Raw genomic sequence first — 12,934 nt, 5'->3', positions numbered from 1 at the left:
TTTAAGGAGTTGGTAATGGCAGTAGGTCCTGGCACGCTTCCGACGCTGCACCCGGTTGCAGGGTTTCGTATAGGTACAACATCAGCGGGCGTTAAAAAGCCGGGCCGAAAAGATTTGGTTTTGATGGAGATCGCCGCTGGAGCAAGCACCGCCGGTGTTTTCACCCTCAATCAATTCTGTGCCGCGCCGGTGCGAATCTGTAAGCAACACCTGCAACAGGGAATGCCCAGCTATCTGGTGACCAATACCGGCAATGCGAATGCTGGAACCGGTAAGGAAGGCTATCAGGACGCGCTGGATGTGTGTCAGGCTGTGGCTGAAGCGGCGGGTGTTACGTCTGCTCAGGTGTTGCCGTTCTCGACCGGCGTGATCGGTGAAAAACTACCGAAAGAACGCATTATTAGTGCGATTCCTGCTGCTTTTGAAGCCCTGACTGATAACGGCTGGCTAGAGGCTGCCAGTGGCATTATGACCACCGACACGCGTCCTAAAGCCTATTCGATGCAGATTGAGCATCAGGGACAGTTGATTACCCTAACCGGCATTTCTAAAGGTGCCGGTATGATCAAACCGAATATGGCGACCATGTTGGCCTATATTGCCACCGATGCGAAGGTTGAACCGGCACTGCTGCAAGCGCTATTGAGCCGTGCGGCGGATCGTTCGTTTAACCGTATTACGATCGATGGTGATACTTCCACCAATGATTCCTGCATGTTAATAGCGACCGGTGCCAGTGGTATCGAGATCAGTGAAACGACCGCAGAGCTGTTGGCACTGTTTGATGCGGCGGTTAACAAGGTGTTGCTCGAACTGGCACAGGCTATTGTGCGTGACGGTGAAGGGGCAACCAAATTTGTTACCATCAGTGTTGAGCAAGCGGCTAGTTCTGATGAAGCGTTAAAAACAGCCTATGCGGTGGCGCATTCTCCATTGGTAAAAACCGCTCTGTTTGCCAGTGATCCTAACTGGGGGCGGATCTTAGCGGCGGTAGGCTATGCTGGCGTTGATAACCTCGATGTTGACGCGCTGCAAATCTGGCTGGGCGAAGCCTGTATCGTTGAAAACGGTGGCCGTGCGGCCAGTTATACCGAAGCGGCTGGACAGGCAGTGATGAGTCGAGAGGAGATTACGATTCGTATTCTGCTTAATCGGGGTGATCAGCAAGAAACAGTATGGACCACTGATTTGAGCAAAGACTATGTTGCCATCAATGCGGACTATCGTTCTTAATCAATTTTTGAATAGGAATAGGTTTTGTCTAAACTGATTCATGTGGCGGCAGCGGCGATCTTTAATGAGTCCGGTGAGCTGCTGATCGCACTGCGTAATAGCAAGCAGCATCAGGGTGGCTTATGGGAGTTTCCCGGTGGCAAGGTGGAGTCGGGCGAATCAGCTCGCGATGCGCTTGCCCGGGAGCTGCATGAAGAGTTGGGTATTACGATTGATCTGGCGGCCACTCGACCGTTAATACAGGTGCCCTATCACTATCCGGATAAATCTGTAATGCTGGATGTATTCCGAGTCAACCATTTTAGCGGCGAAGCTTATGGCCGAGAAGGTCAGCCACTAAAATGGATCCGCTTGTCTGAGTTGCCAAACTATCAGTTTCCGGCGGCCAATAAACCGATCGTTAATGCACTGTTATTGCCAAACGCGATGGCGATTACGCCGGAGTTTTCGACGGAGCCTTTGTTAGAAAACGGCCAAGTCAGCGAGTCGTGCTTAACTGAGCTAGCCGATCAGTACGGTGGATTTGTGGCTCAAGCGACCCTTAATGGCGCTGACGCGATTATGTTGCGGGCAAAGCATCTGACTAACTCTGTGCAGTTAGCGCTTTATACGCAGCTTGCTGAGCGCTTTAAAAGCCTGCCGATTATCTGGAATACCTCAATCGAAACGGCGAACGCGGCCGGCGTATCCGCTATTCATTTAAGCTCCGACCGCCTGCAGCAGTTGGATCAACAAGGGCCGGATAGTTGTGATCTGTTTTCGGGGCGTTGGTTGGGGGCATCCTGTCACAGCTTAGAGCAGATTCAGCAGGCTGAACGGGTCGGGGTGGATTACATTACTCTCTCGCCAGTACAGCAGACGCCGAGTCATCCCGATACTGCACCGCTAGGTTGGGATGAGTTTACCCGGCTAGTGAGTCAAACAAGGTTGCCGGTTTATGCGCTGGGTGGGGTATCGCGCGATGATCTCGAAAAGACTATCGACGTCGGAGGTCAGGGGATTGCGGCCATCAGTGGTTTTCGCTGTTGATACGCAGATAATCGCAGCCAGAGGTAGCTCCCACGTAAAATTCAGTACTTCCTTTGCTTATTCCGCACGTCCTTTGCTTGTAGGAGCCCCTTCTAGGGGCGATAAAGCTAGATCAACATAATGCGTCGAGTATTTATATCTCAATAAAAAGCCACATCGGTATCTTGTAATTAGTGTAGCGGTCGGTCTAGATAATCGCTGCCTTCGGCATCTTCAAAGCTGCTGCTGTAATCGTCGACACTGGGCTCTGCCGCAATCTGATACTCTTCTGCCGCCCAAGCGCCCAGATCAATCATCTTACAGCGTTCGCTACAGAAAGGTCTAAAAGGGTTTTCGCTACTCCACTCCAACTCTTTTTTACAGGTAGGGCAGGCGACGAGCGTTTTTTTGCCGTGTGAGTTATTGCTGGGGTTATTTGCCAAGGTCGGACTCCTGTTCCTGTTGTGCTTGCGACAGAAACTTTAAATGTAGTTGTTCAATCTGCGGCTTAAGATCTGCCAAAGAGCCGCTGTTATCGATTAGGTCATGGGCTTTAGTGACGCGTTCATCATGGGGCATCTGTGCGGCGATAATCGCTTTTACCTGTGCAATATCTGTATTATCGCGTGCCACGGTACGGCTAATCTGAGTCCCTTCATCCACGTCGACCACCACAATATGATTCACCAGCAGATGCTGATCGGTTTCTAATAAAAGTGGCGATGCCAAGATAGCATAGTCTGAATCGCACTGATCCAGCTTTAACAGAATACGATCCCGAATGAGTGGGTGCAGTAGCTGTTCTAACCAGTCCCGTTGGCGGGGATCAGTAAAAACAATTTTTCGCAGCGCTTTACGGTCTAATCCTCCGTTGGCTAAGCGTATCTCTGACCCGAAACGTTGGGTAATTTTTTCCAGCGCCGGCTCACCGGGCTCAACGACTTCACGGGCGACTTGGTCCGCATCAATCACGGTCACGGATAATTGCTCAAATAGGTGGGACACAGCAGATTTTCCACTGCTAATGCCACCGGTAAGACCCACTACAAACATATCAGTCTCTCTGGATTCAGCGTTGTATCAATTCGATATTTATAAGCTTAGCAGTTGCAGGTACCAACCGGTAAGACTATCGCCCCATAATAGCGCAACCCAGCCCGCACCCGCTAGGTAGGGGCCGAATGGCATCGGTGTTTGCGATCCGTGACGCCGGAAAAGTATCATTAAACCGCCGGTTACGGCGCCAATCAGCGATGACGCGAGGATGATTAGCGGTAACATATCCGCTCCGGCCCAAGCACCTAGCGCTGCGAGTAACTTAAAGTCGCCGTAGCCCATCCCCTCTTTGCCTGTCACCAGCTTAAAGATCCAGTAGACCGACCAGAGTGAGAGATAGCCGAGTACCGCGCCCCAGAGTGCCAACGGCAGGCTAGTGAAATAGCCAAAGCTGTTAACGATCAGGCCGAGCCAAAGCAGCGGTAGGGTGATCTTATCCGGCAGCAGTTGATGATCTAAATCGATCGCGGTCAGCGTGATCAGGCACCAGCTAAAGAAAATAATCGCCAGTGCCAGGGTATTAAAACCAAACTGGTAGACAATAAAAGCGGAAATGGCGGCGGTGATCAGCTCGATCAGCGGGTAGCGTATCGATATGCGGGTTTTACAGCGGCTACAGCGCCCCCTGAGGATCAGAAAATAGCTAATAAGCGGGATGTTTTCATACCAGCGAATTAGATGTCCACAGTGAGGGCAGGTCGAAGCGGGGTGTGAAAGATTAAAGACCTTATCGTTATCGTTTTCTAGCGGTTGTTCTTTTAGCAAGGAGGCTTCTGATGGATCGTCAGTTGATAAGGATGTTTCTATGCAAGTTTCTAAGGATGTTTCGGTTATGACTGCTTGCGGTAGCGTCGCATCGGTTTCAGCAGATGCAGCGGCTTCTTCGGTCATTTGCTGCCATTCCCGTTCCATCATCAGCGGTAGGCGGTAAATAACCACATTAAGAAAACTACCGACTAGCAAAGAAAAAACACCGGTTAACGTGATCGCCAACCAAGGTGTTGCTGCAATAATTTCGTACATAAGGAAGTTCGGCCTACAGTAACATGGGTGTGATCATTCTATAGCGTTGGCTGTATATCAGTATCCCATAACAGCCTGAACGCTTTTGAAATAAAATATTAAATTTGGCTGTTATAATTTAGACAACGTTACCCAATTGGAAGATCGGTAGATACATGGCGATAACCAAACCACCCACCAGAATACCGAGAATAGCCATAATCATGGGTTCTATCAGGGTTGAGAGGTTGTCGACGGCGTTATCTACTTCCTCTTCATAATAGCTAGCGACTTTATCCAGCATCATCTCTAGAGAACCCGCTTCTTCACCAATGGCGATCATCTGTGTAGCCATGGCGGGAAAGAGTCCTGTCATGGTGACGGCATTTTGCAGTGACTGGCCGGTAGAGACGCCATTTTTTATCTGTTGAATCGCTTTTTCATAGACAATGTTACCCGATGCGCCGGCTGCTGAGTCGAGCGCATCCACTAAGGGCACCCCTGCCGCAAAGGTCGTTGCCAAGGTTCGGGCAAAGCGAGCAATAGCCGAGTTGTGTAGAATTTGTCCAATGATAGGGATTTTGAGTACGGCGCGGTCGAGCCACTCACGGAAACCTCTCGATTTTTCATGGGCTTTCGTGAAGGCAAAGCCTGTTAGCACGATGACAATGATGGCGATAAACCACCAATCTTGCGCGACTTTAGATAAACCGACTACGAACATAGTGAACGCGGGTAGGTCTGCGCCAAAACTGGAAAACACGCTCTCAAATTGCGGAACTACTTTGATCAAAAGAATGGCGGAGACGACTAAACCGACCACGATAACTGCAATAGGGTAGGTCAGTGCTTTCTTGATTTTCTTTTTCAGGGTCTCCATCTTCTCTTTATAGCTAGCTATACGGTCTAGCATCGTTTCCAGTGAGCCGGAGCTCTCCCCCGCATGGACTAGATTGCAATAAAGATCATCAAAATATTTAGGGTGTCGCTCTAGTGCTTTAGCAAAGCTAGTACCACCACTTACATCGGTTTTAAGGTCGTAGATCACCTTTTTCATTTGGGCTTTTTCAACCCCGTTGGCGACGATCTCAAAGCCCTGCAATAGCGGTACGCCAGACTTCAGCATCGTGGCGGTCTGACGGGTAAACAGGGCAATATCCATCGGTTTTATCGGTTTGTTATGGTTGCTAAACATACTGTAAGTCTGTTTACGCACCTTTTTTGGCATAATGCCCTGCTTGCGTAGCATCGCTTTCGCTTCAGTAATGCTCTGAGCATTGATGGCGCCCTTGCTCTGGTTGCCGCTTTTGTCCTTACCTTCCCAGTTAAAAGTCAGAGGGGTTTTATCTGTTGCTTTCTTCGCCATCTGAATTGCATCCGTTTACAGGTTTAATAGATTAAAAGTTAACGCTGTTAGAGTTTTATGACTCGGTTCATCTCTTCTAGGCTGGTGACCCCCTGAATCACCTTACGCAAACCCGATTTACGTAGTGATCTAAAGCCTTGAGCATTTGCCTGTGCCAGAATATCCAAGGATGAGCCGTTGTCCATGATGACCTGAGCAATTTCCGGTGTCATTTTCATGGTTTCGTAGACGCCCACACGGCCTTTATAGCCCTTATTACATTTATTGCAGCCTTCGGGGTTATGTTCAAACAGATTCAAACCGGCGGCAATCTGCTCCTGGGTAAAGCCCTCTTCTAACAGGGTTGCTTCAGGAATAGTTGTTGGCTTTTTACAGCCGCTGCACAGGCGTCTGCCGAGGCGCTGGGCAATAATAAGGGATACCGAGGTGGCAATATTAAAAGCCGGCACGCCCATGTTGCGCAGTCGAGTCAACGTCTCTGCAGCACTGTTGGTGTGCAGGGTGGATAAAACCATATGACCGGTTTGGGCCGCTTTGATGGCGATCTCGGCGGTTTCAATATCCCGTATCTCCCCCACCATGACCACATCCGGGTCTTGACGTAGGAAGGAGCGTAGAGCCTCGGCAAAGGTTAGACCTACTTTATTGTTGACATGAACCTGGTTGATCCCCTCAAGGTTGATCTCGACAGGGTCTTCCGCGGTGGAGATATTGCGTTCAACGGTATTGAGAATATTAAGGCCAGTATAGAGCGAGACGGTTTTACCACTACCGGTGGGGCCGGTAACGAGGATCATCCCCTGAGGCTTTTGCAGGGTCTGCATATAGAGCTCTTTTTGATCTTCATCATACCCCAGCGCTTCGATCCCCATCTGTGCGCTGGTCGGATCGAGAATACGCAGTACTATTTTTTCGCCCCAAAGGGTGGGCAGAGTGTTCACCCGAAAATCAATAGCGCGATTTTTAGATATCTTCATCTTAATCCGGCCATCCTGTGGCATCCGTCGTTCAGAGATATCCATCTGGGACATAACTTTCAAACGGGCACTAAGACGGGGGGCTAAGTTTGACGGTGGTTTAGCCACCTCTTGCAAAATGCCATCGATACGGCAGCGGATACGATAGGATTTTTCATAGGGTTCGAAGTGAATATCGGACGCGCCATTTTTGATCGCATCTAGCAATATTTTGTTAACAAAACGCACGATAGGCGCTTCACTGGCCGCCTCTTCGCCGCTATCTTCTTGCTGTTCTTGTAGTCCTTCGTCGATCTCCAGATTGTCGAGATCGGCATCTTCTAAGCCATCGAGAGCAGAGTTTTGTTCATCCAAGAAGGTATCGATCAGATGAGCAAGTTTATCCTCCTCAACGATGACCCCTTCGGTGGTGGTGCCGGTATGAAATTTGAATTCATCCAGCGCCTGTATATTGGTAGGGTCAGAGATCGCCACATAGAGGCGGTTTTCCCGCTTAATGAGCGGCAGCGCATGGTGTTTAGTGATCAGTTTTTCATCGACTAACCCCTGAGGCAGTGATTCAACATCGATCACATCGAGATCAAATAACGGCATGCCGAACTCATCAGCGGCAGCGGCAGCGGCTCGGTAAGCGCTTACCAAGCGGTTTTCGATAATGTGGGCAATAAAGGGCTTGTTGTCTTTACGGGCGGTTTTTAGTGCATCCATCGCCACATCGGATGAAAACACACCATCATTTACCAGTCGTCTGGCCAAGCCACTGAGCGGCTGAAAGGGTTGTACACTCATCGTTTCAGAGAATCCATTTTATCTGTGTTGCTCTCGTTGATAGCGCAGTAATAAGGTTATTAATAACGGCATGGAAAGGGTAGCTGGCCTTCTTTGTTTAAGTTGCGACCTTAGTTGTAGCTTAAATGGCACGCTAACACTCTTACTGTCTTGTATTATTATCTATATGTAAAGTAACATCTATTGGTCGGTTTGAGAATCAACAGACACTTGCTTTAAGTCACTGGACTGCCATAAAAAATAGGTTACTATTCATATCAGGCTCGTAGGAGCATGGATGAAGAGCCATAATGGCAAGGGAAAGAAGTCGTTCGGAGCAGGGACGATGATGAATACTTTACTCGCTGGAGAGATAACGAATGAAAAAAACGATGAATAAACAACAGGGTTTTACCCTAATCGAATTGATGATCGTAGTAGCGATTATCGGTATCTTGGCAGCGATTGCGTTGCCGGCATATCAGACTTATGCAGCTAAGGCTAAATTCTCTGAAGTAGTAAATGCTACGGGGGGGGTTAAGTCAGCTATTGAAGTGTGTGCTCAGGTTGATGGTTCGTTAACAGAGTGTGATGGACAAAATAACACAGTTAGTCAGGCGTTATTAGGTGCTGCAATTGGTCAGTATGTTGCCAGCGTGGGTATTAGTGGTGTTACTAGTCAAGCGATTGATATTACAGCTCAAGCAGTTTCGGATAACGGCTTAGGTGGGGAGACTTATATACTTAATGGCACGATTAGTCATGGCGCTGTTGCATGGGCGGTTGATGAGGATAGTGGCTGTGTAGCTAAAGGTTATTGTGATTAAATTTTAAGTATTCAAAAAAAGCGCAAAGAAATTTGCGCTTTTTTTATGTCTGAAATTAGCCTAATGGCGACTAGTTTATTCGTTAAGATTTTGATTTACTGTGACTTTGTTATTAGTCGATTACTCGGTACTCCATGAATAAAAAAACAATGCTCATTTTGCTGGTGGCGATTACCGCAGCGGTGACTTATTTCCTCTATGACGAACCCTTATCACTGGCAAAGCGGGCAGCAGTTGAAGCCGATTTAGCAGCGCAGCCGGATAAGTACCCAGCGACACCGGTATGGTGGTCGGATGGCGGTATTCTGGCGATCGGGATGTTGCCCCGTGAAAACGGTGAAAAGCGTAATGATAGTGCCACCGAGATCTGTCAGATTCTGTGGAATAATAACGTTAATAAAACCGTAGTTGAGGTTTACGATATTCTACAGATTCAGAAAAGTGATGAGTGGGAATTGATCGGCGCGGCGGATTGTCGTCGTCAAGCGCCATAATCGACTCTAGCGATGAATTGAGTCAATAGGGTGGTTTGTGGTAAATCAACCGCTTTTTGATAGCGCTTGTGCTCAAAATGGGTATTGTATCTCAATTGCTTATTATTTCTAATTTGGAATAAATAGTGGGCTGGTTTAGCTACTACCACTATAAAAAATCCACCTCAGCGGTGGATTTTTTCGTTTTATGCATAGGGTGATCAAAGAGTAATCATTCTCTGCGGTTTTAGGTGTTCGACTTTAAGCCTTAAATGTCAGGCTTTTGTTTGTCACTGACAGCTTTCAGTGTCCTGACTCACTTAAAGCTTTATTCACAGCCGTTAATACAGCAGTGAATACAGCCGTTGATAAAGGCACTAAAAGCAATCACACAAATCGCATCGACAGATCAACCGCTTTGCAGTCTTTGGTTAGTAGGCCGATGGAGATATAGTCCACACCCGTTTCAGCAATGCTGCGCAGGGTGCTTTGATCGATACCACCCGAGGCTTCCAGTTTGGCTGGAGTGGGGTGTTGTTTATTTTTCTGTACCGCTAAGCGCAGGCCTGCGTGATCAAAATTATCCAGCATGACGATATCGGCATTGGCATCTAGCGCCTGTTGCAGCTCATCAAAAGATTCCACTTCCACCTCAACCGCTTTGTCCGGTTCATTCTGTTTGGCAGTGGCCACGGCGTTGGCGATCGAGCCGCAGGCCATAATATGGTTCTCTTTAATCAGGAAAGCGTCATAGAGGCCGATACGATGGTTGTAACACTGTCCACAGCTGACCGCGTACTTCTGTGCTCGTCGCAGCCCTGGAATGGTTTTACGGGTGTCGAGCAGTTTAACGCCGGTGCCCTCAATCAGTGAGGCATAATATGCGCTGATGGTGGCGGTGCCGGAGAGGGTTTGCAGAAAGTTCAGGGCGCTGCGCTCGCCGGTCAGCAGTGAGCGGGCTGGGCCTTCGAGTTCAAATAACGTTTGATTCGGCTTCACGTGATCGCCGTCACTCACTAGCCAGTTAACCTTGACGCTTTTATCTACTTGGTGAAAAACTTCATTCACCCAACTCACACCGCAGATGATCGCGTCTTCACGGCTGATGACTCGGGCTTTGGCTTGCTGTTCTGCAGGAATCAAACGGGCGGTAATATCGCCATCACCGATATCTTCCAACAATGCGGTGCGCACGGTGGCGGGGATATCACTGAGTAGTTGGGTGTTGGCCATGGGGACTCCGTTTAAATGATCTGATTCCGGTTAATCGGCTATCGCAGGCGAAGGCTGTGTTGATAGCTTGTCTGATGTGCGCGCCGTGGTACTATTCAGTCAGTGGTCGCTCACAGGCGGCTATTCTAACGGAAACCCGCTGGGTAAAGTAGTCGCTGTTCGAGGAAAAATGACGCAGTCTAAGGATAATTTACAGATCAACGCGGGGTGGTTGAATGCTGCGGAGCATTGCCCATCGCCCAACTTTAATCAGCGTCCCGCTAACCAGGTGCCGCGTCTATTGGTGATCCATAATATCAGTTTACCGCCGAGGAAGTTCGGCGGAGGCTATGTTCGGGATTTCTTTCTAAACCGGTTAGATACTTCCGTTGATCCCTATTTTGCAACGATTGCAACTTTGCAGGTATCGGCTCATCTGTTGATTGAGCGTGATGGTCAGTTGGTTCAGTTTGTCAGCTTTGATCAGCGTGCTTGGCATGCGGGCCAGTCAGAATATGCCGGCTGCGACAACTGTAATGATTTTTCCATTGGTATTGAGTTGGAAGGGGCTGACGATGTCCCTTATACGGTACAGCAATATAAACAGTTAGCGCGGGTGACGGCGGCATTGATCGGTTATTATCCAAAGATGACCACGGAAGAGATTACCGGCCATGAAGATATTGCACCGCAACGTAAAACAGACCCCGGTCCGGCATTTAATCGAGCGTATTTTAACCGGCAACTGAAGATGGAGATACAAGGATGAAGTTTCTAGCGGTGATGTTGCTGATGATATTCGGACGTTATAAGCGCCGCTCGCCAGGGTTAGTGAAATGGTCAGCAGCAGCGTTGCCATCGCGTAATCGATCTTGGCTGTTGTTAATCGCTGCTCTGGTCGTTGGCGAAGTATTACTGCTTGAGTTTTTTAGTTGGAAGTTTGGTGTGTTGGTGCTGGCTGTAGAAGTGTTGGCGCTGTATCTCTTTGTGGAAAACTGGTCACCTAGTGATTTGACCGGTAAGTATTATCAGGACTGGTGTCAGGGCGACTTTGAGGCATCTTGGTTGCAGTTAGCGGGGCTATTAGGACTTCAGCGTACGGATGATGTTCGTGATAATCAGACTGCTCATTATGCTATCTGTCAGCAGTATCTCTATCTATCGTTGACCGGTTTTTTTGTGCTCCTGTTTTGGTTTATCTGCTTGGGATTACCAGGGCTGCTTTTGGCGCTCTGGTCCAATAGGGCACGGCAAGTTTGGTTGTCTAAGTTGATCATTGGCATCCCGGCCAAGCTGTTAGGTTTTACATTCTTTATGGTGGGCAACGGGGTGAGTGCCTATAACCAATTGAAAAACCCTGAAGCGAAGAGTTGGGGATACCGTGAATGGTTGTTCCGCATTGCTCTGGGTGCGTTGGGGGAGGAAAGTGCGAGGCAGTATCCATTGGTTACTCAGGGGGATGATCAGTTTAGACATTTAGCGGCTGAAGAGATTATTGGCTTAAATAAGTTAATTCGACGGGCAGCGATTTTCTGGTTAGTACTGCTGGCGGTTTTAACGATGATGGGAATTGAAACACCTTTTTATTAAGTTTAGATCTAATATTGCCTCGCTCTTCGATTCAATCTGGATAAGGGCTTAGTTAAGAGCTTAGTTAAGAGCTTGCATCAAAGCCTAGAGACACAGCTTTCTTTATGGGCGTTTGAGATCGAAGGGTAACGGTTGTGGTACTGGCGAGAATCTCGGTTGAAATATTGCTAGAGATAAGCGAGAATCATTTTCATTTAGGATAGAGAGCGCCCGACGTATGATTCCTCTGCTGGAACTCAATTCACTCAGCTGCGGCTATGAAAATGCAGTGATTACCGAAAGATTGAATTTTCAACTGCAGTCGGGGGAAATTGCCTGCTTGCTCGGTCCCAGTGGTTGCGGTAAAACGACGGTATTGCGGGCGATAGCGGGTTTTAATCCAGTGTTGGCCGGCAGTATTCTGCAGAATGGTCAGGCAATCTCTACGGTCGGTTCCACTTTGCCACCGGAGCAACGCAGCATCGGTGTTGTGTTTCAGGATTATGCGTTGTTTCCTCACCTTAGCGTATACGACAACATTGCTTTCGGGCTGCAAAAGCATAGCGGTGCCGCGAAAAGACAGGCGGTGGCGGAACTGTTAAAGCTGGTTGAATTGCCGGATATCTCTGCCCGTTACCCCCATGAGTTGTCTGGTGGACAGCAGCAGCGGGTGGCATTAGCCCGAGCGCTGGCGCCTAAGCCCAATCTTCTATTGATGGATGAGCCTTTCTCTAATTTGGATACTGACCTACGTCGTCAGCTTGCCCTCGAAGTTCGCGCTATTCTTAAAGATCAGGGGATCGCATCGATTATGGTGACGCACGATCAGGAAGAAGCGTTCGCAATCAGTGATAAATTGGGTATTTTGGCGCAGGGTGAATTACAGCAGTGGGGTTCACCCACAGAGCTCTATTATCAGCCGGTTAATCCGCTGGTGGCTGGGTTCGTCGGAAAGGGGGAGTTGTTTGATGGGGAATGCTTGAATGAAACCTCTGTGCATACCGAGTTGGGCACCCTTGAGTTTGCCGAGCCGTTTGGCGCGGAATCCGGTAAGCGTTTATCTCTGTTTATTCGCCCAGCCGATATTCGGCCGAGTATGGATAAGGGCAGTATTATGGCGACGGTCGAGCAGAAAGAGTTTCTCGGTCATTCGGTGGTTTATCATCTGTTGTTACCATCGGGTCGACGAATCGAGTCTGAAATCTTTGAGCCGCTGATGTTTGAGGTAGGCTCACAGGTATCCCTGCATGTTGCCGCGCATCGCCCCATCGCCTTTGCGAGGTAGGGTGCTTGGTGAGCTTGCGAACCGCACCATCTCCATAACCCACGATTGACACCGCACCATCGTCATTGGCGCCATTGATCCTAACGGTGCGGTTCGTTCCTCACCGCCACCCTACGTGGTGGTTGGCCGATATTGCACCTGTAGATACCATCTCTCAC

13 protein-coding genes are annotated in these 12,934 nt (G+C 48.8%); 7 read left to right on the top strand and 6 right to left on the bottom strand.

Translation table 11 applies throughout. The features are described from left to right. The first annotated feature begins 15 nt into the window (after positions 1-15). Both argJ and KO512_RS06935 read left to right on the top strand, forming a co-directional pair. Positions 16-1,233, top strand: coding sequence for a bifunctional glutamate N-acetyltransferase/amino-acid acetyltransferase ArgJ (argJ, locus tag KO512_RS06940; protein ID WP_215951606.1), 1,218 nt, complete (start codon positions 16-18; stop codon positions 1,231-1,233). 24 nt (positions 1,234-1,257) lie between these two features. After that, positions 1,258-2,262 carry a Nudix family hydrolase gene (locus tag KO512_RS06935; protein WP_215951605.1) on the top strand — a complete coding sequence of 335 codons (1,005 nt, stop codon included), beginning with the start codon at positions 1,258-1,260 and terminating at the stop codon, positions 2,260-2,262. A gap of 170 nt (positions 2,263-2,432) precedes the next feature. On the opposite strand, the gene yacG is transcribed toward KO512_RS06935, so the two are convergent. The 5 genes from yacG to pilB form a co-directional block, all read right to left on the bottom strand. Then, complete coding sequence (gene yacG, locus KO512_RS06930; RefSeq protein ID WP_215951604.1) at positions 2,433-2,684, bottom strand: DNA gyrase inhibitor YacG; 252 nt, start codon at positions 2,682-2,684, stop codon at positions 2,433-2,435. Further along, positions 2,674-3,294, bottom strand: a complete 621-nt coding sequence (gene coaE / locus KO512_RS06925; RefSeq protein WP_215951603.1) for a dephospho-CoA kinase — start codon at positions 3,292-3,294, stop codon at positions 2,674-2,676. The genes yacG and coaE overlap by 11 nt, the downstream gene beginning before the upstream one ends. Positions 3,295-3,333: 39 nt before the next feature. Further along, complete coding sequence (locus tag KO512_RS06920) at positions 3,334-4,320, bottom strand: prepilin peptidase (RefSeq protein WP_215951602.1); 987 nt, start codon at positions 4,318-4,320, stop codon at positions 3,334-3,336. 118 nt (positions 4,321-4,438) lie between these two features. Beyond that, the gene (locus KO512_RS06915) at positions 4,439-5,665 is read right to left on the bottom strand and encodes a type II secretion system F family protein (protein WP_215951601.1); all 1,227 of its coding nucleotides are present in this window, start codon (positions 5,663-5,665) and stop codon (positions 4,439-4,441) included. A 47-nt stretch (positions 5,666-5,712) separates the two neighbouring features. Then, positions 5,713-7,431 (bottom strand): type IV-A pilus assembly ATPase PilB, encoded by a 1,719-nt coding sequence (gene pilB, locus KO512_RS06910; RefSeq protein WP_215951600.1) that lies wholly within the window; start codon positions 7,429-7,431, stop codon positions 5,713-5,715. Positions 7,432-7,790: 359 nt separating this feature from the next. Between pilB and KO512_RS06905 the strand changes: the two genes are divergently transcribed. Together KO512_RS06905 and KO512_RS06900 are read left to right on the top strand one after the other, a co-directional pair. Next, positions 7,791-8,237 carry a pilin gene (locus KO512_RS06905; RefSeq protein ID WP_289847217.1) on the top strand — a complete coding sequence of 149 codons (447 nt, stop codon included), beginning with the start codon at positions 7,791-7,793 and terminating at the stop codon, positions 8,235-8,237. Between the two features lie 134 nt (positions 8,238-8,371). Next, positions 8,372-8,731 carry a hypothetical protein gene (locus tag KO512_RS06900; RefSeq protein ID WP_215951599.1) on the top strand — a complete coding sequence of 120 codons (360 nt, stop codon included), beginning with the start codon at positions 8,372-8,374 and terminating at the stop codon, positions 8,729-8,731. A gap of 366 nt (positions 8,732-9,097) precedes the next feature. Here KO512_RS06900 and nadC read toward each other — a convergent pair whose 3' ends face one another. Then, positions 9,098-9,943 (bottom strand): carboxylating nicotinate-nucleotide diphosphorylase, encoded by an 846-nt coding sequence (gene nadC / locus KO512_RS06895; RefSeq protein WP_215951598.1) that lies wholly within the window; start codon positions 9,941-9,943, stop codon positions 9,098-9,100. 76 nt (positions 9,944-10,019) lie between these two features. Here nadC and ampD point away from each other — a divergent pair, with 76 nt between their 5' ends. From ampD to KO512_RS06880, 3 genes are all read left to right on the top strand, one after another. Beyond that, the gene (gene ampD / locus KO512_RS06890; RefSeq protein WP_436792272.1) at positions 10,020-10,691 is read left to right on the top strand and encodes a 1,6-anhydro-N-acetylmuramyl-L-alanine amidase AmpD; all 672 of its coding nucleotides are present in this window, start codon (positions 10,020-10,022) and stop codon (positions 10,689-10,691) included. Beyond that, a complete protein-coding gene (locus tag KO512_RS06885) occupies positions 10,688-11,512 on the top strand; it encodes a hypothetical protein (RefSeq protein ID WP_215951597.1) in 825 nt (274 codons plus the stop codon). Before ampD ends, KO512_RS06885 begins: the two co-directional genes overlap by 4 nt. A 217-nt stretch (positions 11,513-11,729) precedes the next feature. Next, complete coding sequence (locus KO512_RS06880; protein WP_215951596.1) at positions 11,730-12,776, top strand: ABC transporter ATP-binding protein; 1,047 nt, start codon at positions 11,730-11,732, stop codon at positions 12,774-12,776. The last annotated feature ends 158 nt before the right edge of the window (positions 12,777-12,934 follow it).

This window comes from Amphritea atlantica, from assembly GCF_018860855.1.
GTDB lineage: Bacteria > Pseudomonadota > Gammaproteobacteria > Pseudomonadales > Balneatricaceae > Amphritea > Amphritea atlantica_A.
The sequence above is the reverse complement of the archived record's forward strand: the minus strand, read 5'-3'. Positions and strand labels throughout refer to the sequence as shown.

Bases quoted from the DNA above. Each gene is read 5' to 3' on its own strand.
- argJ (WP_215951606.1), top strand. From the start codon at position 16: ATGGCAGTAGGTCCTGGCACGCTTCCGACGCTGCACCCGGTTGCAGGG.
- coaE (WP_215951603.1), bottom strand. From the start codon at position 3,294: ATGTTTGTAGTGGGTCTTACCGGTGGCATTAGCAGTGGAAAATCTGCT.
- KO512_RS06920 (WP_215951602.1), bottom strand. From the start codon at position 4,320: ATGTACGAAATTATTGCAGCAACACCTTGGTTGGCGATCACGTTAACC.
- KO512_RS06915 (WP_215951601.1), bottom strand. From the start codon at position 5,665: ATGGCGAAGAAAGCAACAGATAAAACCCCTCTGACTTTTAACTGGGAA.
- pilB (WP_215951600.1), bottom strand. From the start codon at position 7,431: ATGAGTGTACAACCCTTTCAGCCGCTCAGTGGCTTGGCCAGACGACTG.
- KO512_RS06905 (WP_289847217.1), top strand. From the start codon at position 7,791: ATGAAAAAAACGATGAATAAACAACAGGGTTTTACCCTAATCGAATTG.
- KO512_RS06900 (WP_215951599.1), top strand. From the start codon at position 8,372: ATGAATAAAAAAACAATGCTCATTTTGCTGGTGGCGATTACCGCAGCG.
- nadC (WP_215951598.1), bottom strand. From the start codon at position 9,943: ATGGCCAACACCCAACTACTCAGTGATATCCCCGCCACCGTGCGCACC.
- KO512_RS06885 (WP_215951597.1), top strand. From the start codon at position 10,688: ATGAAGTTTCTAGCGGTGATGTTGCTGATGATATTCGGACGTTATAAG.
- KO512_RS06880 (WP_215951596.1), top strand. From the start codon at position 11,730: ATGATTCCTCTGCTGGAACTCAATTCACTCAGCTGCGGCTATGAAAAT.